The sequence below is a fragment of the Rhodothalassium salexigens DSM 2132 genome (assembly GCF_004341375.1).
Classification (GTDB): Bacteria; Pseudomonadota; Alphaproteobacteria; order Sphingomonadales; family Rhodothalassiaceae; genus Rhodothalassium; species Rhodothalassium salexigens.
The window spans coordinates 279388-302181 of record NZ_SLXO01000003.1 but is presented as its reverse complement, the minus strand read 5'-3'; the positions used below and the strand labels follow the sequence as shown (position 1 = coordinate 302181).

The 22794-nt window shown below is 69.8% G+C and carries 17 protein-coding genes; 2 read left to right on the top strand and 15 right to left on the bottom strand.

Annotated elements, in window-relative coordinates:
• Positions 1-11 precede the first annotated feature (11 nt).
• The 15 genes from EV659_RS05980 to EV659_RS05910 all read right to left on the bottom strand — a co-directional run bounded on the left by EV659_RS05980 (position 12) and on the right by EV659_RS05910 (position 19987).
• On the bottom strand, positions 12-1433 hold the full coding sequence (locus EV659_RS05980) for an MATE family efflux transporter (RefSeq protein WP_132707933.1): 1422 nt from the start codon (positions 1431-1433) through the stop codon (positions 12-14).
• Positions 1434-1601: 168 nt separating this feature from the next.
• Positions 1602-1922 (bottom strand): thioredoxin, encoded by a 321-nt coding sequence (gene trxA / locus EV659_RS05975; protein WP_132707932.1) that lies wholly within the window; start codon positions 1920-1922, stop codon positions 1602-1604.
• Between the two features lie 207 nt (positions 1923-2129).
• Positions 2130-5567 carry a double-strand break repair helicase AddA gene (addA, locus tag EV659_RS05970; RefSeq protein WP_165878753.1) on the bottom strand — a complete coding sequence of 1146 codons (3438 nt, stop codon included), beginning with the start codon at positions 5565-5567 and terminating at the stop codon, positions 2130-2132.
• Positions 5564-8569 carry a double-strand break repair protein AddB gene (gene addB / locus EV659_RS05965; RefSeq protein ID WP_132707930.1) on the bottom strand — a complete coding sequence of 1002 codons (3006 nt, stop codon included), beginning with the start codon at positions 8567-8569 and terminating at the stop codon, positions 5564-5566. The genes addA and addB overlap by 4 nt, the downstream gene beginning before the upstream one ends.
• 55 nt (positions 8570-8624) lie before the next feature.
• Positions 8625-9485 carry a nucleotidyltransferase family protein gene (locus tag EV659_RS05960; protein ID WP_207894060.1) on the bottom strand — a complete coding sequence of 287 codons (861 nt, stop codon included), beginning with the start codon at positions 9483-9485 and terminating at the stop codon, positions 8625-8627.
• Complete coding sequence (locus tag EV659_RS05955) at positions 9469-10536, bottom strand: aminoglycoside phosphotransferase family protein (protein ID WP_200287630.1); 1068 nt, start codon at positions 10534-10536, stop codon at positions 9469-9471. Before EV659_RS05955 ends, EV659_RS05960 begins: the two co-directional genes overlap by 17 nt.
• On the bottom strand, positions 10533-11072 hold the full coding sequence (gene tsaE / locus EV659_RS05950; protein ID WP_200287639.1) for a tRNA (adenosine(37)-N6)-threonylcarbamoyltransferase complex ATPase subunit type 1 TsaE: 540 nt from the start codon (positions 11070-11072) through the stop codon (positions 10533-10535). Before tsaE ends, EV659_RS05955 begins: the two co-directional genes overlap by 4 nt.
• Entirely contained in the window at positions 11069-13576 is a 2508-nt protein-coding gene (locus EV659_RS05945; protein ID WP_132707929.1) for a PAS domain-containing sensor histidine kinase, read from the bottom strand. The genes tsaE and EV659_RS05945 overlap by 4 nt, the downstream gene beginning before the upstream one ends.
• Positions 13577-13879: 303 nt before the next feature.
• A complete protein-coding gene (gene ahcY / locus EV659_RS05940) occupies positions 13880-15166 on the bottom strand; it encodes an adenosylhomocysteinase (RefSeq protein ID WP_132707928.1) in 1287 nt (428 codons plus the stop codon).
• Between the two features lie 190 nt (positions 15167-15356).
• The gene (locus tag EV659_RS05935; RefSeq protein WP_132707927.1) at positions 15357-15620 is read right to left on the bottom strand and encodes an HPr family phosphocarrier protein; all 264 of its coding nucleotides are present in this window, start codon (positions 15618-15620) and stop codon (positions 15357-15359) included.
• Positions 15617-16030 carry a PTS sugar transporter subunit IIA gene (locus tag EV659_RS05930; protein WP_132707926.1) on the bottom strand — a complete coding sequence of 138 codons (414 nt, stop codon included), beginning with the start codon at positions 16028-16030 and terminating at the stop codon, positions 15617-15619. Before EV659_RS05930 ends, EV659_RS05935 begins: the two co-directional genes overlap by 4 nt.
• A 74-nt stretch (positions 16031-16104) precedes the next feature.
• Complete coding sequence (gene rapZ / locus EV659_RS05925) at positions 16105-17037, bottom strand: RNase adapter RapZ (RefSeq protein ID WP_132707925.1); 933 nt, start codon at positions 17035-17037, stop codon at positions 16105-16107.
• On the bottom strand, positions 17034-17540 hold the full coding sequence (locus EV659_RS05920; RefSeq protein ID WP_132707924.1) for an HPr kinase/phosphorylase: 507 nt from the start codon (positions 17538-17540) through the stop codon (positions 17034-17036). Before EV659_RS05920 ends, rapZ begins: the two co-directional genes overlap by 4 nt.
• Entirely contained in the window at positions 17537-19216 is a 1680-nt protein-coding gene (locus EV659_RS05915) for a stimulus-sensing domain-containing protein (protein ID WP_132707923.1), read from the bottom strand. The genes EV659_RS05920 and EV659_RS05915 overlap by 4 nt, the downstream gene beginning before the upstream one ends.
• 66 nt (positions 19217-19282) lie before the next feature.
• A complete protein-coding gene (locus EV659_RS05910; protein ID WP_132707922.1) occupies positions 19283-19987 on the bottom strand; it encodes a response regulator transcription factor in 705 nt (234 codons plus the stop codon).
• 470 nt (positions 19988-20457) lie between these two features.
• Between EV659_RS05910 and EV659_RS05905 the strand changes: the two genes are divergently transcribed.
• Positions 20458-22041: a phosphoenolpyruvate carboxykinase gene (locus EV659_RS05905; RefSeq protein ID WP_132708050.1), complete on the top strand. Its 1584-nt coding sequence runs from the start codon at positions 20458-20460 to the stop codon at positions 22039-22041.
• A 104-nt stretch (positions 22042-22145) separates the two neighbouring features.
• Positions 22146-22688: a J domain-containing protein gene (locus EV659_RS05900; RefSeq protein ID WP_132707921.1), complete on the top strand. Its 543-nt coding sequence runs from the start codon at positions 22146-22148 to the stop codon at positions 22686-22688.
• Positions 22689-22794: the final 106 nt, after the last annotated feature.

The following is a 22794-nucleotide window of genomic DNA, read 5'->3' as shown; positions in this document are numbered from 1 at the left end:
CGCGAAAGCCTCTATAGGGCTCCGGCCCGCGAGCCCGCCGAGGCCGGCGTTCGGGTCAGCCACCAGAAGCGTCCTCCCTGGGCCGCGATCGAGAAGACCGAGGCGATCAGCGTCGCCTGCATCAACCCGACGGGGCCGTGCCCGAACGGAATCGACAGCGCATAGGACAAGGGGATCATCAGCCCCAGATAGGCGATGCTCTGGATCAAGGTGGGCACCCAGGTGTCGCCGACGCCGCGCAACGCCATGGCGACCACGTTCTGGCCGCCGTCGAACGGCAGCACGATCCAGATATAGACGATCAACGACACCGCGATCGGCAACAAGGCGGCGTCGTTCGAATAGAGCGCAAAGAACAGCTCGGGGTGGGTGGCGATGAACACGCCGAGCGGCAGGGTCACCACCCAGCACAGACCGAGCCCGGTCCATCCCGCCAGCGCCATGTCGGGCCGCACGCCGCGCCCGTGCGCGATGCCCACGCGCACGCTGGTCGCCGAGCCGATGCCGGTGGCCAGCATGAACGGGATCGACATCAGGTTGAAGGTGATGCCCATGGCCGCCACCGCCACGGTGGAGATCCAGCCGGCGACGATCGACAGCATCCCGAAGGCGAACACCTCGGCGCCCAGACTGATCGCCGAGGCATAGCCCATGCGCCGCTGCGCGGTCCATTCGTCGAACCGCTGCCGCGCCGCACCGCGCGCGCCGAAGCGTTTCATGGCCGGGGCGTAGAGCACATAGGCCACCAACACGCCGGCCATCAGCCATCGGATGATCGTGGTGGTCCAGGCCGACCCCATCGCCCCCATTTCGGGGAAGCCCCAGGCGCCCCAAACCAGCGCATAATCCATCAGCGCGTTGAGCACATTGGCCGCCACGATGGCAATCGCCGCCACAGCCGGCTTCTTGACGCCTTCGAGCACGCCGGCGCTGACGAAGAACAGCAGATGCGCCGGTAGCCCGAGCCCCAGCACGGCGATCAGCGGGGCACTTTCCGCCGCCATCACCGGCGTCTGCCCCAACAGCCGCAGCAACGGCTCGCCGGCGAAACACAGCGCCAGCATGATCAGCCCGATGGCGACGGCGAACGGCAGGTTGCGCCGGAAGATCCGCCCCACCTCGGCTTCGTCACCACGTCCGAAGGCGTTGGCGGCGAAAATAATGACCCCGATAAACAAGCCGATGCCGATGACCAGAAGCGGCGTCACCAGGGCATTGTTGGCGATGGTCAGGTAGGCCAGGTCATCGGTGCTGTAGCGCCCCACGATCACCGTATCCGCAAACGCCATCATCAAGATGCCGAGCCGCGACCCCATGGCCGGGATCGCCAGCCGGACCAGTTCGGGCACATGGCGGGCCAGCCGGCGTTGTATCCAGGCCACGCGGCTTTCGTCGGCCTGGCGGCGGGTTTCGGCGGCGGTGGTCGTGGACACGGGACGCTTTCCTCTCGTTCTAAAACCGACGGCCGACACCGCGCGTCGACCGCGCGGTGGCCGAAAAACATCTCGCCCCACGGCCGGACGGCAGCGGGGCGAGCGGTGGATGGCGCGCCTGCGGGCCCGCCAAACGATACGGATTACGGCTTAAAAAAGCCTAGCCGATCAGGCGATGGCGTCGTCGATCCACTTGTTGAGGTCGCCCTTGGGCATCAGCCCCACCTTGGTCGCCTGCAACTGGCCGTCCTTGAACAGCATGATGGTGGGAATGCCGCGCACGCCGAATTCCACCGGCTTTTGCGGGTTGTCGTCGATGTTCAGCTTGGTGACGGTGATGTCCGAACGCTCGGCCGCCAAGTCTTCCAGAATCGGGCCCAGTTGCTTGCACGGGCCGCACCATTCGGCCCAGAAATCCACAAGCACCGGCTTGTCCGACTTCAAGACGTCTTGTTCGAAACTGGCATCGCTGGTCTGGGTGGTCGCCATGGGGAGGGTCCTTTCCTCGAATAAGCACGGGCACCGGGGTTAGGCACGGGTACCGGCGGTCAGGCGCGGGCACCGGCGGTCGGGCGCGGCAAGCCGGACCGCCGTCCGACCCGGTCGTGCGGCACATGGTTCCAGTAGGTAGAAGCGCTATGCCCGAGCGTCAAGCACGCGCCCGGAAAAGTCGAGACAAACGGTCCGCTTTTCTTGTCACGGCAGGTTGAACAGATCGGGCGAGCCCGCCGGCTCCAGCGGTTCGAGCGGCATCAGCCGCGGCCCCACGGTCCAGACCAGCACCGGTTCGATGCGCCGGTCGGGGAACACCCTGGCCAACGCCGCCGCATACTGCATCAACTGCCGGCGATAGGCGACCGGCACGTCGCGCGGGTCGGTGGGCGGCGGCCGGTTGGTCTTGAAATCGGCCACCAGCACCCGCCGGTCGAGCACCGCCAGCCGGTCGACCCGGCCGGCGATGGTCTGGCCATCGACCACCCCCGCCACCGCCACCTCGGCGCGGCTGCCGGGGCCGAACAGCGGCGCGAACGCCGGGTCGTCGAGCACGGCTTCGATCTCGGCCCACCAGGCGTCGACGGTGGCGGCGTCAAGCCCGTGCGCCGGCTGGCTCAGATAGGCCCGGGCGGCGGCCGCGCGCGCCGCCACCGGCAGTTCCGGCACCAACTCCAGGCACCGGTGGATCAACTGGCCGCGCCGATAGACCGCCTCGCCCGCCCGGTCGAGCGGGCTGGCGGCGGCCGGTTCCTCATCAGCCGGGCGCGACGGCATCAACGGCCGCGACGGCGCCGGCTCGTCGGGCGCCGGGGCGTGCAGCCAGGCCGGCGCCGGCGGCGCGGCGGCGGCAGCGGGCGCGGCCGGCGGCGCGGTGGGCGCCGGGCTGCGCTGCACGGTGCGATAGACCAGCCGCCCGTCTTCGGTCTCGGCCACCCCATCCAGACCGGCGAGAGCCGAGCGGACGCGCGCATACCAACTGGTCGGGCCCGGTTCGGCGCCGGGGCGCGGCTGCCAGCCGGCAACATAGAGCCGATCCTCGGCCCGCGTCAGCGCCACATAGAGCAGCCGGCGATAGTCCAGATCGGCCTTGGCGGCCAGCGCCGCGCGCCGCTCGGCGACCCGGCCCACCTCATTGTCGCGCCGGCCGGGCCAGACCACCAGCGGCACATCGGCGCCGGGCGCCGGCGGTACCACCGCCAGCAAGCGGTCGTCGGCGCGCGGCTCGGCGGTGGTGTCGGGCAGGAACACCACCGGCGCCTGCAAGCCCTTGGAGCCGTGGACGGTCAGCACCCGCACCTCGTCGCGCCCGGCGTCGCTTTCGCGCTTGAGCTCGGTATCGGTAGCGGCCAGCCGGTGCAAAAAACCTTCGAGCGACGGCGGATGGCGGCGTTCGTCCTCCTGCGCGCGGGCCAGGAACTCGTCGATGGCCTCGTCCACCTCATGGCCCAGCCGGCCGCGCAGCGCCCGCCGCCCGCTGTCGCCGGCCAGCAACGCGGTGAAGAACTCATAAGGGCGCAGGGCATCCGCCCGGGCGCGCAACCGCGCCACCGTTGCGGCGGCCTCGGCAAAGGCGGGCTCGCCCGCGCGCGCGCCGAGCCGAGCGGCCAGGCTCTCCCCGCCCCGGTCATAGGCCAGGTCGAACAAGGCCGCTTCCGACAACCCCACGAACGGCGATTTGAGAAACGCCGCCAGGGTCAGGTCGTCGTCGGCCAGCAACGCCACCCGCCCCGCCGCCATCAGGTCCTGCACCGCCAGGGGCTCGGTCAGGCGGAACCGGTCGACGCCGGCCATGGGCACGCCATGGGCGCGACAAGCGCGCACCAGATGGTCGACGAAGCCGGTGCGCCGGCGCACCAGAACCATCACGTCGCCGTAACGAAGCGTTCGGCCACGGCCTTCGAGCAGGTCGCCACCCGCCACCGCCTCGGCCACCCAGCGCGCGATACGGTCGGCCAGCCGCGCCTCGGCGTCGACGCCGGCGCGCTGGTCGGTGGGCGTCTCCCAGCTTTCGGCGCGCTCGGCCTTGGGCTTGGGGATCAGCGGCCACAACTCGACCCGGCCGGCCTGGCCGGCGCGGTGGACCCGGTGGCGGATGACACCGTCCACATGGGACAGCCCCACCCCGGCCTCGCCCGCGAACACCCGGTCGACCAGCGCCAGCACCGCGTCGACCGAGCGGAACGACCGGTCCATGGGCACCTGGTCATAGCGATAGCCGCCGTCGCGGGCCAGTTGCGCCACCTGACACCGCGCACGGTCGAATTCTTCGGGGTCGGCGCGTTGAAAGCCGAAGATCGACTGCTTTTCGTCGCCGACCGCGAACACCGTGCGCACCCGGTCGGCCGCACCGTCGCCGGCGAAAAACTCGGCCCACAGGGCGGCGACCACGCCCCATTGCTCGGGGTTGGTGTCCTGCGCCTCGTCGATCAGGATATGGTCGATGCCGCCGTCGAGCTTGTAGAGAATCCACGGCGCCACACCGGGGCGGGTCAGCAGCGCCTCGGTGTTGAAGATCAGGTCGTCATAGTCGACCCGGCCGGCGCGCGCCTTGTCCGCCTCATAGGCCGCCAGGATCGCCCGGCCGACGCGCAACAGCGCCTCACTATTGGCCTGGGTGCGCCACCGCTTGAGCCGGTCGTGCAGCACCAACAGCCCCTGACAGACCCGCTCGGCGATCGCCTCGGCGTCCGGCCGGGCGCCCGCGGCACCCTTGCTGAGCAAGGTCTTGCGCGGCTCGCCGGTGCTGGTCAGCAGCGCCGCGTCAAGCGCCGCCAGGCACGCCGCCGGGTCCCCGCCGGCATCACCGGCAGCGCCCGCGTCCGCCGGCCCCAGGGCGGCGGCGAGTGCTGCACCGCGCGCCTGATCGGTCTTCGCGCCGCGGGCGAAAATCGCCGCCAGGGCGGTCAGGTCGGCGGTGCCGATGCGCGCCAGCCCGTCAGCGATCAGCGCGGTTTCGCTGGCAACCTCGTCGGCCTCGGTGACCCGGCGCAAGGCGGCGGCCAGCGCCCGGTCATCCGCGTAGGTTCGGAACAGCCGTTGCAGGGCGGCGCGCTCGAACAACAGGCTGTCGATCAGGCCCGAGAAGGTGAACTCGCTCTCGCCGGTGGCGATATGGTCGAGCGCATGGGCCAGGAGCGGGTCGACGCCGGCACTTTCGAGCACCCGCTGGGTGGCGGCGGCGCGCAGTTCCTCGGCCTCGGCGTCGTCCATCAGCGCGAAACGCGGCACCATGCCGGCTTCGAGCGGGAAGCGCCCCAAAAGCGACTGGCAGAAGCTGTGGATGGTCTGGACCTGGAAGCCGCCGGGCAGGTCGATCACCTCGGCGAACAGGCGCCGGGCGCGCGCCATCTCGTCGGGCGAGGGCGGCGCGCCCACCGCCTTGGCCAGGCGCGCCGCCAGCCCGGCATCGTCGAGCCGGGTCCACTGGCCCAGTTCCTTGTAAAGCCGGTCCTTCATCTCGGCCGCCCCGGCCTTGGTGAAGGTCAGGCACAGGATGCGGCCGGGCGGCGTGCCGGCCAGCAACAGCCGCACCAGCCGGGTGGTCAGCACATGGGTCTTGCCGGTGCCCGCCGAGGCCGAGACGAAGACGCTGGCGGCGGGATCGGCGGCACGCGCCTGTTCGGGCGTCAGCGCGCTCATGGGGCGTCCTCCTGGCTGTCGAGCCGGTCCTGCCATTCCTTGACCCGGGCCAGATGGTCGTAATCGTGGCCGCGCGCCCGGTCGGGCCGGGGCTGCGACAGGTAGGGCATCGCCGGGTCGCGGAACGCGGCGACCAGTTGGGCCAGCCCCTCGCGCGCCTGAGCGATGCGCTCGTCGGGCTTCTTGACCGTCTTGACCGCCACCGCCGGGTCGCCGCCGCGCACATGCCAGAATGCCAGTTCGCCCACCTCGTCGACGCCGCCGAAGGCGCCCAGTTGGGCGAGCCAGCCTTCGAGCGGCAATTGCGGCGCGAAGCCGGCGGCCAGTTGCGGGTCGGTCGGCGGCGTGCCGGTCTTGTAGTCGATGATCGCCAGCCGCCCGTCGGCCAGCCGGTCGACCCGGTCGGCCTTGGCCTTGAGCGTGAAACCGGGCAGCACCTCGCGGGCCACCATGCGCTCGATCACCAGCGGCGCGTGGCCGGCCGCCCGGCGGCGGCGTTCCTCGGCGTCGATCCAGCGCGCCACCTGGCAATAGCGCGGCCACCAGAACTGCACCACCGCCGGCCGGTCGGCGAGCCCCTGGGCGTCGAGCGCCCGCCACCCTGCCTCGATCAGGCCGGCGGCCGCGTCGTCGGGCCAGTCGGGGCCGACGCCGGCGAAATAGGCTTCAAGCCCGGCATGCATGAACACGCCCCGGTCGGACGCCTGCGGGTCGGCCTCCAGGGCGTCGAGTGGCGCCAGATCCAACACCTTGCGGGCGTAGAGCGCATAAGGGTCGCGCATCCAGGTCTCCACCTGGGTCACCGACAGGGTGGCCGGCCGGGCGGCGGGCGGCGGCGTCGGGCGCGGCGGGTCGAGCGGGACGACGGCGGCCGGCCGGTCGAGCGCGTCGAGCCAGGCGCGGCGCCGGGCGTCGCCGGTCGGCAGCCCGCCGAGCATGGCGTCCAGGCGCACCAGCCAGCGGCTCGGCACCGTGGGCGCGCCGTCGACCTTCTCGGCCCGGGTCAGCACCACCTCGGGCGCGGCGGCGGCCTCGACGAAATCGTGCGCCGACTGGCCGACCCGCCGGTCGAGCGCCGGCAGCCCCAGATCGTGGCGCATCGGCCGGCTCATCCAGGGGTCGTGGCCCGGGTCGGGCGGCCACGAGCCTTCGTTGAGCCCGCCCAGAATCATCAGGTCGGCCTGCTGCAAGCGCGCCTCGATGGGCCCCCAGACCGACAGCCGCGGGTGGCGGCCGAAGCGCGGACGCACCGTGGCGTCGGCGATCAGGGCGGTGAACAAGGCCGGGTAGCGGTCGCCGGCGAGCGGTTCGAGCGCATCCGCCGCCGCGCCGATCCGCGCCAGCGCGTCGGCGGCCACATGGCCCGCCTCGCCCACATAAAGCCGCTCGGCGCCGGGCTCGGCATCGCTGGCGGCCAGCGCCTCGGCAACCCGCACATGGGTCGCCACCAGGTCCGCCAGTGCCACCGAGCCGCGCGCCAACAGCGCTTCGAGCGGCGCCAGGATCGCCGCCACCCGCGCCCAGTCGGCGCGGATGCGGTCGTCGAGGTCGCCGCGCTCGACCAGCCGGGTAACGGCGGCGAGCCCGGCCACCGGACGCGGTCCGCGCAGCACCCGGGCGTCGAGCGCACGCGCCAACGCCCGGCAGCGCGCCGGCGCCATGCCGCCGGCGGCCAGGGGATGCTTCAACAGCGACAACAGCGCCACCGGGCGGAAACCGCCGGCCGCCGCATCCACCAGCAGGCGCAGGAACACACCCGGCACGGTGGCGCCCAAGGGCTCGCCGGCCGAATCGTCGATCGTCACCGACCAGCGGCGCAATTCGGCCGCCACCATGCGCCCGAGCCGCCGGTCGGGCGTGACCAGCGCGGCGGTCTTGCCCGGCGTCTCCAACGCCTCGCGCAGGGCGAGCGCGATATAGGCCGCCTCGGCGCGCAGGGTGGGCAGGTCGACGCGGCTGAGCCCGGGCAACGGGTCGGCGGCGTCACCGGGCGCCACCCGGCCCCAGGCGGCCACCGTCTCGGCCGGGCGCAGCGCCTCGCGCAGCATCTCGACCCGCCCGGCGACCGCGCGGGCGCGCGCCTCGGCCGCCGGGTCGAGCGGCCAAGGCCGCACCTCGGCGCGGTCGACGCCCAGCCGGTCGAGCAACTGGCGCATGGCGGCCTGCGGGTGCAGCGCGGCGGCGGGGTGGCGCTGTGGGTCGATGGCGTCCCAACTGTCGCGGTCCATGGCGGCGTCGAAGCCCGGCAGCACCACCCGCCCCCGGGGCAGCCGCGCGACCACCCCCAGCAAGTCGGCGGTCGCCGGCACGGTGCCGGTGGAGCCCGCGGCGATCACCGGGCCTTCGGGCGGCGCGGCGCGCCAGGCGTCGGCCAGCGCGCGCACCAGCCGGTCGCGCCGGGCGGCGGGGTCGAGCGCGCCTTCCGCCGCCAACAGCGCGGGCCACAACTCGGTCACCAGGTCGAGAAACCGCAGCGTCACCTGCCAATGGCTGGCATAGGCCTCGGGCACCAGATGCTTGAACGCGCCGGCGTCGATGCCTTCGGTGTGCAGCGCGTCGATCAGCCCGGCCAGGTCGCGCGCCAGGTCCACCGCTTGCGCCGGCGCCACCGCACCGCCGCCGTTTTCGGTCCGGGCGCCGGCGGCCGCGTCGCGGGCACGCCAACGCTCGACCAACCGCGACAGCAGGATCAACCGGCGCGTCGGCTCGATCGCCGGGGCCAGGTCGAGCGCGGCGTCGGCGACGGCGGCATCGAAGCCGAGCGCGTCTTCGTCCACATCGCCCACCGGGCGCATGGCCGGCAGCACCATGGGCCGGCCGCCGCCGGCGCGCAGCAACGCCTCGCGCAGGCCGCGCACCGCGCGCCGGTTGGGCACCAGCACGGTCATGGCGGCAAGCGCCAGCGGATCGCCGCCGGCCTCGCGCAGCAGCCCGGCGGCCAGCGTGTCGAGAAAACCCGCGCCGGTGGGGATGGTATAGACGGCGGGCGCAGCGTGGCTCATCGGCGACACCTCATCGGGCAGCGGCCCATGAGCGGCGGCTCGCCGCCGGGGCCGGTCAGGCGAACAGCCGGCGTTCGGCCTCGACGATCGCGTCGGGGGTGCCCACATGGGCCCAGCGCCCCTCGTGCATCACGCCATAGAGGCGGCCGTGCGCCTCGGCCCGGTCGAACACCCGGTTGAGTGAAAACACCCGGTCGTCGATGCCCTTGAACAGCTTGGGCGACAGGATCGCGATGCCGCCATAGACGAACGGCGTGATGGTCCGTTCGGCCTTGCGCTTGAGCCGGCCGTCGGCGTCCATGTCGAAATCGCCCTGGCCGCGATAGCCATGGGCCGAGACCGCAGCGACGATCAGCAAGAGCGCGTCCATGCGGCCCTTGTCCCAATAATTGGCCACCAGCTTGAAGGTGTTGTTGAGGCCGTCGAGCCACACGATGTCGCCATTGACCACCCAGAACGGCTTGCCCTTGAAGTGGTCGAGCGCGTGGGCGACCCCGCCGCCGCTGTCGAGCAATTGCTTGCGCTCGTCCGAGACGATCACCTCGGGCCGGCCCTTGCGCCGGGCCAGATGCTTTTCAAGCTTGCCCGCATGGTGGTGGACATTGACCACCGCCTGCTTGACGCCCGCCTCGCCCAGCCGGTCGAGGCTGCGGTCGATCAACGGCCGGCCGGCCACCTCGACCAGCGGCTTGGGCGTGGTTTCGGTCAGCGGCAGCATGCGCCGGCCGAGCCCGGCGGCCAGCACCATGGCGCGGGGCGGCACCTTGACCCGCAAGGACGGGCGCAACTCGCGCGGGCGGGTGGTGGCGACGGTCTCTGTCGCCCGCGGCCCAGCAGCACTTGGGGCAGTGCCGGGAGAAGCGCCGGGGGCGGCGCTTTGGGCAGCGGTCGGGGCGGGGCTAGGGGCGGACACCATGGGCACTATCCGGAACAAAGGGACGGGAACGCCGATCGGGTGGCACAACCCGATCGAGCCACGCTTCTAACGCGGCGGTCTCGGGCCCGGCAAGGTTGCGCGCGACCAGCGCCCAGGCGCGCGGGATCAGCGGCAGATAGACCGGCTTGGCGTCGCGTCGCCATAGGCGGGTGAAGATGCCCGCGATCTTCAGGTTGCGCTGCACGCCGAGCAGCCGATAGGCCAAACGAAACGCCGCCGGGTCCTCGCCGCTCGCCGCGATGTAGCGCGCCAGCAAGCGCTCTTCCAGATCGGCCGGGATCGGCCGGCGCACGTCCTGCAACAGCGACACCAGGTCATAGGCCGGGTGGCCCAGAAGCGCGTCCTGAAAGTCCAGCAGCCCGACCCCCGCCGGTGCCGCGCGGTCGGGCAACCACATCAGATTGTCCACATGATAGTCGCGCAACACCAAGACCGGCCGGGCGGCGACCATGGCGGGCATGAGCGGCGCCAGAAGCCCGGCCAAGTCGGCGCGTGCGCTGGCCGGGTCGGGACCGTGGCCCAGTTCGGGCAGGTACCAATCGGTCATCAACGCCGCCTCGCTGAGCAGCGCCGCGCGGTCATAGGCGCCGAGCCGGTGGCCGCCGTCGCCCGGGACCGGCAAGGCCTCGGGCGCCGGCGCCCGGCCCAGCGCCACCAGCGTGTCCACCGCCGCCTCGTAAAGGGCCGCCTCGCGCCCGGGCGCTGCGGCCAGCACGCGGGTGAAGGTGTCGTCGCCCAGGTCTTCCAACAAGAGAAAGCCATTGTCATGGTCGGTGGCCAGCACGCGCGGCGCGCTCAAGCCTTGGTCGGTCAGATGGCCGGCGAGCGCAGCGAACGGCCGGGTGTCTTCGCGATCCGGCGGCGCGTCCATGACGATGACCCGGCCGCCCGCGCCGTCGGTCAGGCGCCAATAGCGGCGGAAGCTGGCGTCGCCGGCGATCGGCGCACGCGCCGCCGCCGCCCAGCCCTGGCCATGCAGAAACCGATCGAGCAGGGCGATGCGTGGCGCGTCGACGGGGTTGTCGGTCACGGCAATGCCTCCAGCAGCGCGGTCCAGGCCGGCGGCGCGCTCAGCGTCAGGGTCCGGCTGTCGTCGGCGGCGATGGCGAGCGCCACCTCGACCGCGTCGTCCGGCCAATAGGGCCCGGCCCGGTCCGGCCATTCGACCAGCACCACCGCCGCCTCGCCCGCGCCGAGCAGGTCCAACTCGTGGATCTCGTCCGGGTCGCCCAGGCGGTAAAGGTCGGCGTGCCACAGCGGCGGCCGACCGCTGGGCGCCGGCGGCTCATAGTGCTGGACCAGGGTGAAGGTGGGGCTTGGCACCTCGGCGCCGGGGTCGCCGAGATAAGCGCGCACGAACGCCCGGGCGAAGCAGGTCTTGCCGGCGCCGAGCGGCCCGGTCAGGCCGATCACCGCACTGGGCCCAGCCGCCCCCTCCAGGGCCATGGCCCGGTCCAACGCGGTCGCCACGGCCCGGCCAAGCGACGCGCCGGCCCGCTCGGTCGCCATGGCATCGGGCAGGCAGCAGCCGCGGCTGAGGTGGCGCGAGCCAGCCGGCGACGTCATGGCTTGGCGGCTCCCCCGACCGATTGGCCAGCCCTGTCGGCGACCGCCGTCGCCAGCGGCGACGCGACCGCCAACTGGTCGAGATCCAGGGTTGCAGGCAGGCGGCAGACAAGGGCGGTACGATTGTCGGCGGTCCGTTCGACGAACAAGGTGCCGTGGTGCATGTCGACCAGATTGCGCACCAGCGACAAGCCCAGACCCGAGGCCTTGCCCTCGCCGGCCACGCTGACGCTGGTCATCATGCCGGCGATCATCTTTTCCAGATCCTGGTCCGACAGCGCGGGGCTGAAATCGTGCACGGCGAAGACCACCGCCTCGCGCCCGTCAGGGGCGTCGTCGGCCGGTTCGCGACGCGCCGACAACACCACGGTGCCGCCCGGTTCGGTGAACGCCAGCGCGTTGGTGACCATGTTGTACAGGCACTGCAACAACCGTCTGCGGTCGGCATCCATATGGCCGATGCCGTCACGGTCATAGTCCAGCCGGAAACGCTTGTCGGTCTTGCGGCTTTGTTCGGTGGCCAGGTCGGTCATGTTGTCGAGCAACTCGCCCACGGGGAAGCGCCTGACCGACAACTCCAGTCCGCCCGCCTCGATCACCGCCAGATCCAGGATATCGTCGATCAGCAGCCTAAGCCGATCGGCCGAATCGCCGATATATTTGAGATACTCGCCCTGGCGCGTGTTCAGCGGACCAAACACCTGTTCCTGCAACAACTCGGTAAAGCCGATGATCGAGTTGAGCGGCGTGCGCAGCTCATAGGAGATATTGGCGACGAACTCGGACTTGAGCCGGTCGGCGGTCTCCAACGCCTCATTGCGCTCGCGCAGCGCCCGCTGAATCTCCACCGTATCGGTCACGTCCACGTTGGAACAGAGCAACCGGCCGTCGGGCAGCGGCACGAACGCCCAGTCGACCACACGCTGGTCGGCCCGCACCATGCGCCCGGTTTGAAACTCGCGCGACAGCAGCCGGCTCAACCAGATATCGCGCTCTTCCAGCCACTCGGCTTCGTCGGTGTCCAAAAGGCCGCGCAGCGTGTCCAACAGGTCGCTCACATGGGGCTGGGTGTCCATATAGACCGTATCCAGCGCCCACAGCTTATCGAACGCGGGGTTGTGCAGTTTGACCCGGCCGTCCGAGCCGAGCACCATGATCCCCTCGCTCAAATTGTTGAAGGTCTCACGCTGGACGGCCAATTGGGTGTTGTAGGAGCGCTGCAAGGCCAACCGGTCGGTGATGTCCTCCATCACCCACAACAGGCCGCCCGAGGGGTGCGGCTGGGTGACCACGCGCAAGGTGGTCTCATCGGGCAGGTGCCAGATCTCTTCCAGGGGCTCGCACAGAGTCTTGTAATGGTCCAGGCGCTCCAGCTTCCAGGCGGCGAAATCCGCCTGTTCGGGCACGCGCCGGCGCACCCGCATGGCTTCGAGCACCTGTTCATGGTCCGGCTTGGCCTCCAGAAACGCCGCGTCGAGCCCGGTCTGTTGGGCGAACCCGCTGTTGCAGAACGCCAGGTGCCGATCGGGGCCGAACAGCGCGACCGGCGTCGACAGATTATCCAGCGTCTCGGACTGGCTGCGCAGGTGCCGGGCCAGATCCGCCTCCACCGCCGCGCGGGCGGTCACGTCGATGGCGGCGCCGGCGATCGCGGCCTCGTCCTGTCCGGTCATCGGCACCTGCTGCATCTCGAAATGGCGCCGTTCGCCGTGGACCACCAGCGCGTGGGTCTCGACCACGCGGGTGGCCAGGTCGCGCGCCCTTGCCGCGGCGTCGCGGGTGCCGGGGCTGCGGGCACTGTCGCTGACCAACTCCACCTGGCGGGCGATCACCTGATCGGCGTCATCGGCGTTGACCGCGTCGGCATAGGCTTGATTGACGAACGTAAGACGCAGGTCCCGGTCGCGCATCCACATAGGGCATTCGGCGGTGTCCATCAGCGCGCGCAGCCGATCGCGCTCCTGCTGCAAACGATCAACGAGGTCCCGGTTCTCCTGCTCCCAAAGCGCCTCGTCGGTCACATCGCGCAACCACAGCGCCAGAAACGGCCCAGTGTTCGGCGTTCCGGCCAAACGGCGGCCGCGCACGTCCAGGCTGCGCTCGCCATCGGCCATGGCGTAGCGGCGCCAAAACGGTTTGCCCCGGTCGACCAATGCCGTCAGATGCTCGGCGAACGCCGGGCGCGCCTCAGCGACCAAAGCCGCGCCGATCGCATCCACTTCGGACAACGGCTCGGTGCGGCCCAACAGGCGGGTCAGGTCGCCGCCGGTGTCGATCAGCCGGCCCCAGGAATCGGCGATCACGAAGGCGGCGCGATTGGCGTCGAGCGCGGTCAGCACCATGTCCAGCTTGACCGCGTCCATCGCCTTGCGGCGGCGCGCCACCCGGCGTCGACGAATCGACACCAACGCGGCGATCACCGCGACACAGCCGACCGAGACAAGCAGGACCGACAGCGGCGCGTGACCGGACGCCCCCCATGGGATCGCGCCTATCGCCACCATCGTCCCGTTCACCCTTGCTGCCCCCTATTGCCGTGCCCACGCCCGCAACCGCGCCTGTTCCCCGATGACAAACTGCCCAAGAAAACACACGCAAATCAATGGGGTGGAAACGCACCATTTGATCGTCGCGCGGCCTTGAACGCCCCAAACCCGGTGTGGGCACCGCTTGCCCCGGTGCGCCACCCGGCGCCCAACGGATAGGCCGCGCGACCGGGGCTGACAACAACGCGATCACGTTGTCGGACAAAAAAACCCCGCCGGCGGAACCGGCGGGGCACAAGCGCGTAAATCGCAATGTAGCGATCAGTAGCGATACATGTCCGATTTGAACGGGCCACCGTCTTCGACGCCGATATAGGCGGCTTGGTCGCTGGTCAGCTTGGTCAGATTGACGCCGAGCTTTTCCAGGTGCAACGCGGCGACCTTCTCGTCCAGGTGCTTGGGCAGCACATAGACCTGACGCTCGTACTTGTCGTGATTGTTCCACAGTTCGATCTGCGCCAGCACCTGGTTGGTGAAACTGGCCGACATCACGAAGCTCGGGTGGCCGGTGGCACAACCCAGGTTCACCAGGCGGCCTTCGGCCAGCATGATCAGCTTCTTGCCGTCGGGGAACTCGATCTGATCCACTTGCGGCTTGATGTTGGTCCACTTGTAGTTGCGCAGACCCTCGACCTGAATCTCGTTGTCGAAGTGCCCGATGTTGCAGACGATGGCCCGGTCTTTCATCTCGCGCATGTGATCGACGGTGATCACGTCCTTATTGCCGGTCGCGGTGACGAAGATGTCGGCCTTGGGCGCCATCTCTTCCATGGTCTTGACTTCATAGCCTTCCATGGCGGCTTGCAGCGCACAGATCGGGTCGATCTCGGTGACCACCACGCGCGCACCCTGGCTGCGCAGCGATTCGGCCGAGCCCTTGCCCACATCGCCAAAGCCAGCGACGACGGCGATCTTGCCGGCCATCATCACGTCGGTGGCGCGCTTCAGGCCGTCCACCAGGCTCTCGCGGCAGCCATAGAGATTGTCGAACTTCGACTTGGTGACGCTGTCGTTGACGTTGATGGCGGGGCAGCCGAGCGTGCCCTTCTTGGCCATTTCATAGAGACGCAGCACGCCGGTGGTGGTCTCTTCGGAAATGCCCCGGATGTCTTTCATCAGGTCGGGATAATCGTTGTGCATGGCCGCGGTCAGGTCGCCGCCATCGTCGAGGATCATGTTCGGACGCCAGCCGTCCTTCCCCTCGATCGTCTGCTTGATGCACCACTCATACTCTTCTTCCGTCTCGCCCTTCCAGGCGAACACCGGAATGCCGCGCTCGGCGATCGCCGCGGCGGCATGGTCCTGGGTCGAGAAGATGTTGCACGACGACCAACGGATCTCGGCACCCAGCGCGTCCAGCGTCTCGATCAGCACGGCGGTCTGAATGGTCATGTGCAGGCAGCCGGCGATGCGCGCCCCCTTGAGCGGCTTCGACTTGCCGTATTCCTCGCGCAGCGCCATCAGACCCGGCATTTCGGTTTCGGCAATCTCGATCTCGTGGCGGCCATACTTCGCCTGGCTGATATCTTTAACTTTGTAGTCGCTCATACAATCGCTCCTTATTGGACAAAAACGGCCTGACGCCGGCCAATCGGTGAACACGTGGGCGGCTTATAACAGTACCCGCCGGTCCTCACAAGGGCGATATAAAGATATCTTTATGTGTTGATGTTGCGCCCTTTGACGCCTTGCACACCGGGGCTTTGCACCACCATGACCATGGTGCAGGCCGCCGGTCTCATTCGTCGAAGCCCCGCCCCACCAGATCGGCGAGCGCCGCCACCGCGGCCTCGGCCTCGGGGCCCTCGGCGCGGATGCGGATCGCCTCGCCGCAGGCCGCCGCCAGCAGCATCAAGCCCATGATCGAGGTCCCGACAACGCTCTGGCCGGCTTTGTCGACGGTCACCTCGGCGTCGAATTCTCCGGCCAGCCGGACGAATTTGGCCGACGCCCGAGCGTGCAAGCCCCGTTCGTTGCACAACGTCACACAGCGGTCGGTCACGGGTCGCCGGCCTCGCCCGACAGCACGTGGCTGGCCACATTGATGTATTTGCGCCCGGCCTCGCGTGCCTGGGTGACCGCGTCGTCCATCGGCAGGTCGGCGCGCACGCTGACCAGCTTGATCAGCATCGGCAGGTTGATCCCGGCGATCACCTCGAGCTTGCCCTTTTCCAGCAACGAAATCGCCAGATTGGACGGTGTCCCGCCGAACATGTCGGTCAGGATGATCACACCGTCGCCGTCATCGACCGCCTTGGCGGCGGCGACGATGTCTTCACGGCGTTCTTCCATGTCGTCGTCCGAGCCAATGCAGATCGCCGCCATGCGCTCCTGCGGGCCGACCACATGTTCCGTGGCGGCGACGAATTCGTCTGCCAGGCGGCCATGCGTCACCAGGACCATACCAATCATTCAGGCCGTCTCCCTTTGAATCGAAGGGCTGGGCAGGCGCCGGCGCTGTCAAGCCGGGCCGCCATCGATCTCGTTCAGGGCTGGGCCGGCGCCGAGACGCGCTCGCGGCCAGCGTCGACCAATTCCCTGTGCATGATCTGAACCGCATGACCGGCCTGGCGCAAGTCCCGGGCGAGCGCCTCGCTGATCGCCACCGAGCGATGCTGGCCGCCGGTGCACCCAATGGCCAGGGTCAGATAGTGTTTTCCTTCGGCCATGTACTGCGGCAACAGAAACGACACCAGGTCGGTCAGCTTGTCCATGAACGGCCGATAGTGCCGGTCGGCCTGGACATAAGCCGCGACCTCGTCCTCGAGCCCGGTGCGTTCGCGCAGCCGGTCGTCGTAATGGGGGTTGCGCAGAAAGCGCACGTCAAACACCAGATCGGCGTCGCGCGGCACGCCGCGTTTGAACGCGAACGACATGACCATCACCATGAGCCCCGGCCCCGGCGCCGGCTTGAACATCAATTCCATGCGTTGCCGGGTCGCCCGGCTGGTCTGGTCGGTGGTGTCGAGCACCAGATCGGCGACCGCCCGTATCGGCGCCAACATGGTCCGCTCGCGCTGGACGCCGTCGCGGATCGGTCGGTCATGGGCCATCGGATGCGGCCGCCGGGTCTCGGAATACCGTCGCGCCAGGGTGGCGTCGTCGCAATCGAAGAACACCACGCTCAGATCCACGTCGTCGCGCGCGCGCAAAACGTCGATCTGCGCCGCCACCCGTTCGGTGGAGAAGTCGCGCGTGCGACTGTCGAGCCCGACCGCCATCGGCTGCGGCGCGCCGGCCTCGGCGTCGGTTCGGGCCAGATCGATCAAGCTCGGCACCAACGCGATGGAGAGATTGTCGACCACGTCATAGCCCAGGTCTTCCAGCGCCTTGAGCCCGGTACTCTTACCCGCACCCGACAAGCCGGTGACCAGCACGACCGGTACCGGCGGCCGCGAAGGGAGATCGGTCTCAGTCATGACCTCGTCCTGGTTGGCGTTGGCGATGGGACGGCCAAACCCAGCCGTCGGGTCGCACCGAAGCGGCGATAGGCTTGTTCCACCTTCGGCGCCGCGGTCTGATCCCACGGGTCCACCGACATGACGGGCAAGCGCACGCCGCGCAAGAATTTATAGCGCATTCGCGGCATCCGTTCGACGGTTTCGCGCGCGGCCAGGTGAACCACCAGGGCAATCCGCGCCTGGGGCAGATAGCGCTGACGGACCAGACCCAGGCCACGGACCTCCAGCAGACCGGCCAACGGCGCCGGCGCGCTGGCGTAGAGCCCCGGACCGCTGGCGAACAAATGGATGTAATCGTCGCCGACCAGACGCGCGCCCCGGTCAATCAGCCGCAACGCCAGGTCCGACTTGCCGGCGCCCGACGGCCCCAGGATCAGCACGCCGCCACCGGGCGGCCAGGCGACCACGGTGCCGTGTACCGCTGCCCGGGCCCGAGCCGTCCCCTTCCCCGCCGCGGTCATGGCCCGGCGCGCCCGGCACGCGGCAACAGCACCTCGAAGCGCGCGCCCCGCGCCGCCCCAGCGCCGCTTCCGCCCCCGCTGCCGTCGCCATCGCGGATCGTCTCGGCGCGGATGGTGCCACCATGGGCCGCCACCACCTGCTGACAGATCGACAGGCCGAGACCCGAATGGGTGCCGAAAGCCTCGTCCGAGGGCCGTTCGGAATAGAAGCGGCTGAAGATCTTCTCCTCGGCCCCGACGGGCAAACCCGGGCCGTCATCCTCGACCGTCAGCCGGGCGGTCCGGCGCCCGCCCGACACCGCGACACGCACCGCGCCGCCCGCCGGCGTGAACGACAGCGCATTGTCGATCAGATTGCACAGCAATTGCGCCAGCCGGTCGGGCACGCCGGCCACGGTGACCGCGCCGGTCTCGGGCACCGTGACCGTCAGGGTCTGATCATCGACCCGGCCGCTGGTGCGGTAGCTGTCCACCGTGGCGGCGGCCAGCCCGGCCAGGTCCACCGGCTCCAGATCGCCGCGGCTCAGGGCGGCGTCGAGCCGCGAGGCTTCGGAGATGTCCGAAATCAGCCGGTCGAGCCGGCGCACGTCCGACTGGATGACGTCATAAAGGCGCTGCTTGATCGCCGGGTCATCGGTGCGTTGCAGCGAGTCGACGGCGCTGCGCAGCGAGCTCAGCGGGTTCTTGAGCTCGTGCGCCACGTCGGCGGCGAACGCCTCGACCCGGTCCAACTGGGTGTGCAGCGCCTCGGTCATCGCGGCGAGCGACCGGGCCAGTTCGCCGATTTCGTCGCGCCGGCGCGGAAACTCGGGCATCCGCGCCTCGCGCCCGATGGCCCCGCGCACCCGCTCGGCGGCCACCGCCAGTTGCCGGATCGGCCGCGCAATGGTGCCGGCCAGGAACAGGGTCAGCAACAGCGTCACCGCCAGCGTGGCACCGAACACCAAGAGGATCAGCATCTGTTCGTCGCGCACCGCCGTTTCGATATCGCGGGTGTCCGACGACAACAGCAAGGCACCGAGAACGCGCCGGAAGCGCTGCACCGGCACCGCCACCGACAGCATCAGCGTGCCGTCCTCCATGCGCCGGACGCTGCGCGCCGCATCGCCTTCGAGGGCGGCGGTCACCTCGGTCAGGTCTTCCGCGCGCACGGCAAGCCCGGTGGGAAACGGCGGCGCGTTGCGGTCCGGCAGCACCGCGTCGAGCACGCCGTCGACGGCGCTGCGGAACCGTTGCGCCAGATCCGGCGGCCGGTCGAGCGGCGGCAGCGGGTTGGCGCGCACGCCGCTACCCGGCCCCAGGAACCGGCTGTCGGCGATCATCTCGCCGGTCATGGCGAATAGCCGCGCCTCGTGCCGGGTCGGCCCGACCAGCCGGGCGATCACCGTGCGCGCCACCGTCGGGTCCACCGCCGCCGCTTCCGGTCCACCACTGGCCGATTCGGCGATCGCCCCGGCCAGGATCTCGGCGCGCACGGCCAGCGCCTCGATGCGCCGGTCGATCATCTTGTCCTGGAATTGGTTGAGGTAGAGCACGCCGCCAAGCAGCATCGCCAGCGCCAACACATTGACCGCCAGGATGCGCAAGGTCAGCGGCGAAATCGGCAGCCAGCGCAGGCGCGCCATCAAAAGCGGGGCCAAAAGCGGCGCCGGCACCGGGGCCCGCCGCCAGCTCATCGCGCGCCCCGTCGTGGGTCGTATAGCGTCTGCCGGGCCCCCGGCGCCCGTCGCCCCGCCCGCGCGTCAGTCTTCGTTATAGCGGTAGCCCACTCCATAAAGCGTCTCGATCGCCGCGAAGTCCGGGTCCACGCCCCGGAATTTCTTGCGCAACCGCTTGATGTGGCTGTCGATGGTGCGGTCGTCCACGTAGATATCGTCGGAATAGGCGGCATCCATCAGTTGGTCGCGGCTTTTCACATGGCCGGGCCGCTGGGCGAGCGTTTGCAGAATCAGGAACTCGGTAACCGTGAGCACCACGTCCGCCTCCTTCCATGTGACCTTATGGCGGGCGGGGTCAAGCACCAGCTGACCGCGCCGCATTTCCTGTTCCTCGTCGGTATTGTCGGCCGCCGCACCGTCGCGGGCGCGCGACCGGCGCAGCACGGCGCGGATCCGTTCGATCAACAAACGCTGGGAGAAGGGTTTGCCGATATAGTCGTCGGCGCCCATTTTGAGGCCGAGCAATTCGTCCACCTCGTCGCCCTTCGACGTCAGGAAGATTACCGGCATGTCGGTGGTCTCACGCAGCCGGCGCAATACCTCGACGCCGTCCATGCGCGGCATCTTGATATCGAGCACGGCCAAATCGGCGGGCCGCGCGGTCAACGCCTGCAACGCCTTCTCGCCGTCGGGATAGGTCCGCACCCGGAAACCCTCGGTCTCCAACGCGACGGTCACGGAGGTCAGGATGTTGCGGTCATCGTCCACCAAGGCGATCGTGTCGGTCATACCAAATCCCGTTCGTGATGGCGGCAAGGCGTGTTGAGCCCGCGTCCGGGTTGCGGAAAGGCCACGGCAACCGTTGGCAGGAAACATGCCCATTTTGAGGCGGATGCGCACAAATGCGGATCGCAAAAGTAGGACGAAAGACCCGTGCGCGCAACGCCCGGACGCAGTCGACAGACGCCATGGACCGGTCGTCGGTCCGGCCTGGACCTTGATTTTGTGGACTCGAGTGGTAAGCCTGCGCCAGCAACACTGACCTATGATCGTGAGGCCTTGGCACTACGACCGCCTGCTCCGGCCGTCGGCCCGGAGCGCTGCATCGGCCCGGCGACCGCCTGAACTGGCTGGCGCCCCGCGCGGTCGCCCCTTGCCCTCGACCGGCCACAGATCCCACCCACGGGCGAGGCCGGCAGATCAGATCGACCTGGAGAGAGCCGTTGCCCCATAGCCCCGAGCGCAAGAGCCGCCACGACCTGTCGACCCTGCCGCTGACGCCCAAGGCCGCCCACTGGAACCTGACCACGGCGCCGCTTTACGAGGCCGCCCTGGCGCGCGGCGAGGCTCAATTGGCCGCCGACGGGCCGCTGGTGGTGACCACCGGGCGCCACACCGGCCGCTCGGCCAAGGACAAGTACATCGTCGACAACGCCGCCAGCCGCGACGCCGTGTGGTGGGGGCCGGTCAATCAGGCAATGTCGCCCGACGCCTTCGACGGCCTCTATCGCCGCATGTTGGCCTATCTGGGCGAGCGCGAGGTGTTCGTCCAGGACCTGTGGGGCGGCAGCGACCGCGGTTATCGCATCGGCGTGCGGGTGATCACCGAACTGGCCTGGCACTCGCTGTTCGCGCGCACCATGTTGATCCGCCCCGAGGTGGCAGAGCTGGCCCAATTCGTGCCCGATTTCACGGTCATCGACGCGCCCGGCTTCACCGCCGACCCGGCCCGCGACGGCACCCGGTCCGACACCGTGATCGCGGTCGATTTCGAGCGCCGCCTGGTGCTGATCGGCGGCACCCGCTATGCCGGCGAGATCAAGAAATCGGTGTTCTCGATCCTCAATTTCCTGCTGCCGGCCCAAGGCGTCATGCCCATGCACTGTTCGGCCAATATCGGCGCGCGCGGCGACGTGGCGATTTTCTTCGGCCTGTCGGGGACCGGCAAGACCACGCTGTCGGCCGACCCCGCGCGCCAGTTGATCGGCGACGACGAGCATGGCTGGTCCGACGACGGCGTGTTCAACTTCGAAGGCGGCTGCTACGCCAAGATGATCCGCCTGAGCGCCGAGGCCGAGCCGCAGATCTACGCCACCACCAAACGCTTCGGCACGGTGCTGGAAAACGTCGTCATGGAGCCCGAAGGGCGCACGCTCGACCTGGACGACCCAAGCCTGGCCGAGAACAGCCGCGGCGCCTATCCCGTCGATTTCATCGACAATCACTGCGACGCCAACCGCGGCGGCGAGCCCAGCACGGTGATCATGCTGACCGCGGACGCGTTCGGCGTGCTGCCGCCGGTTGCGCGGCTGAGCCCGGCGCAGGCCATGTACCACTTTCTGTCCGGCTACACCGCCAAGGTGGCCGGTACCGAGGTCGGCGTGAAGGAACCCACCGCCACCTTCTCCACCTGCTTCGGCGCGCCGTTCATGCCGCGCCATCCCTCCGTCTATGGCAACCTGCTGCGCGACCGCATCGCCAAGGCCGGGGTCAGTTGCTGGCTGATCAATACCGGCTGGACCGGCGGCGCCTATGGCACCGGCACACGCATGCCGATCCAGGCGACCCGCGCGCTGCTCGCCGCCGCCCTCAACGGCGAATTGGACAAGGCGCCGATGCGCCGCGACCCGCATTTCGGCTTCGACGTACCGACCCGTGCGCCGGGCGTCGAGGATCGGCTGCTCGACCCGCGCGCCACCTGGGCCGACCCCGCAGCCTATGACGCCAAGGCGGCCGACCTGGTCGCGCGCTTCGCCGACAATTTCGCCGTGTTCGAAGCCCATGTGGACGACGCCGTGCGCGCCGCCGGGCCCACCAAGGGCCAACGCCCCGCTGCGGAATAACGCGGGCGCACCGGCCACTCGAACCTTGTTCCAGCCCGCCGTCGGGGCCATCATGGTTCGGCCCCGGCGGCCCGACCGCCGAGCGACGCGAGGGCGGAGGTGACATGGCGCGCACACGTGCGAAAAGCGATTTCGGGTTCCCGCGCTGGGGCGGCTATGGCCGCGACCAGGACGCCGCCACGGTGCAGCAGTGCGACGCCGAGGGCTGCACCGAACGCGGCGACCATCCGGCCCGCAAGTCGCCCTTCTCCAACGAGCGCTGGCATTTCTGCGAGACCCACGCGGCTGAATACAACCGCAACTGGGACTTCTTCCGCAGCGTCTCGGAAGAGGACGCACGGCGGTTCACCGACGAGGCCGATGGCTCGGCCTCTGGCTATGCCCGTGCCAACCCCTGGTCCGACGGCTGGGGCGGCGCCGAGACCGACGGCGTCAGCCGCGCCGACCGCGCGGCGTATGATGCGCTCGACCTGGACCCCGGCGCCTCGACCGACGAGATCAAGGCGCAATTCCGTCGCCTGGCCAAGCAATATCACCCCGACCGCAACCCCGGCGACGCCACGGCGCGCGAACGCTTTCACGCCGTGCGCGCCGCCTATGACCGGCTGGTGCCCAAAACCGCCAAGACCGGCGGGTCGCGTCGCTGACCCCCCGGGCCCGATGACGCCAGGCGGCCGGGTGCCACAACCGCCGACCACCGACCAACCATCGCTCAAAACCGGCCCCGACCATGGCAGCCCCGACCATGGCAGC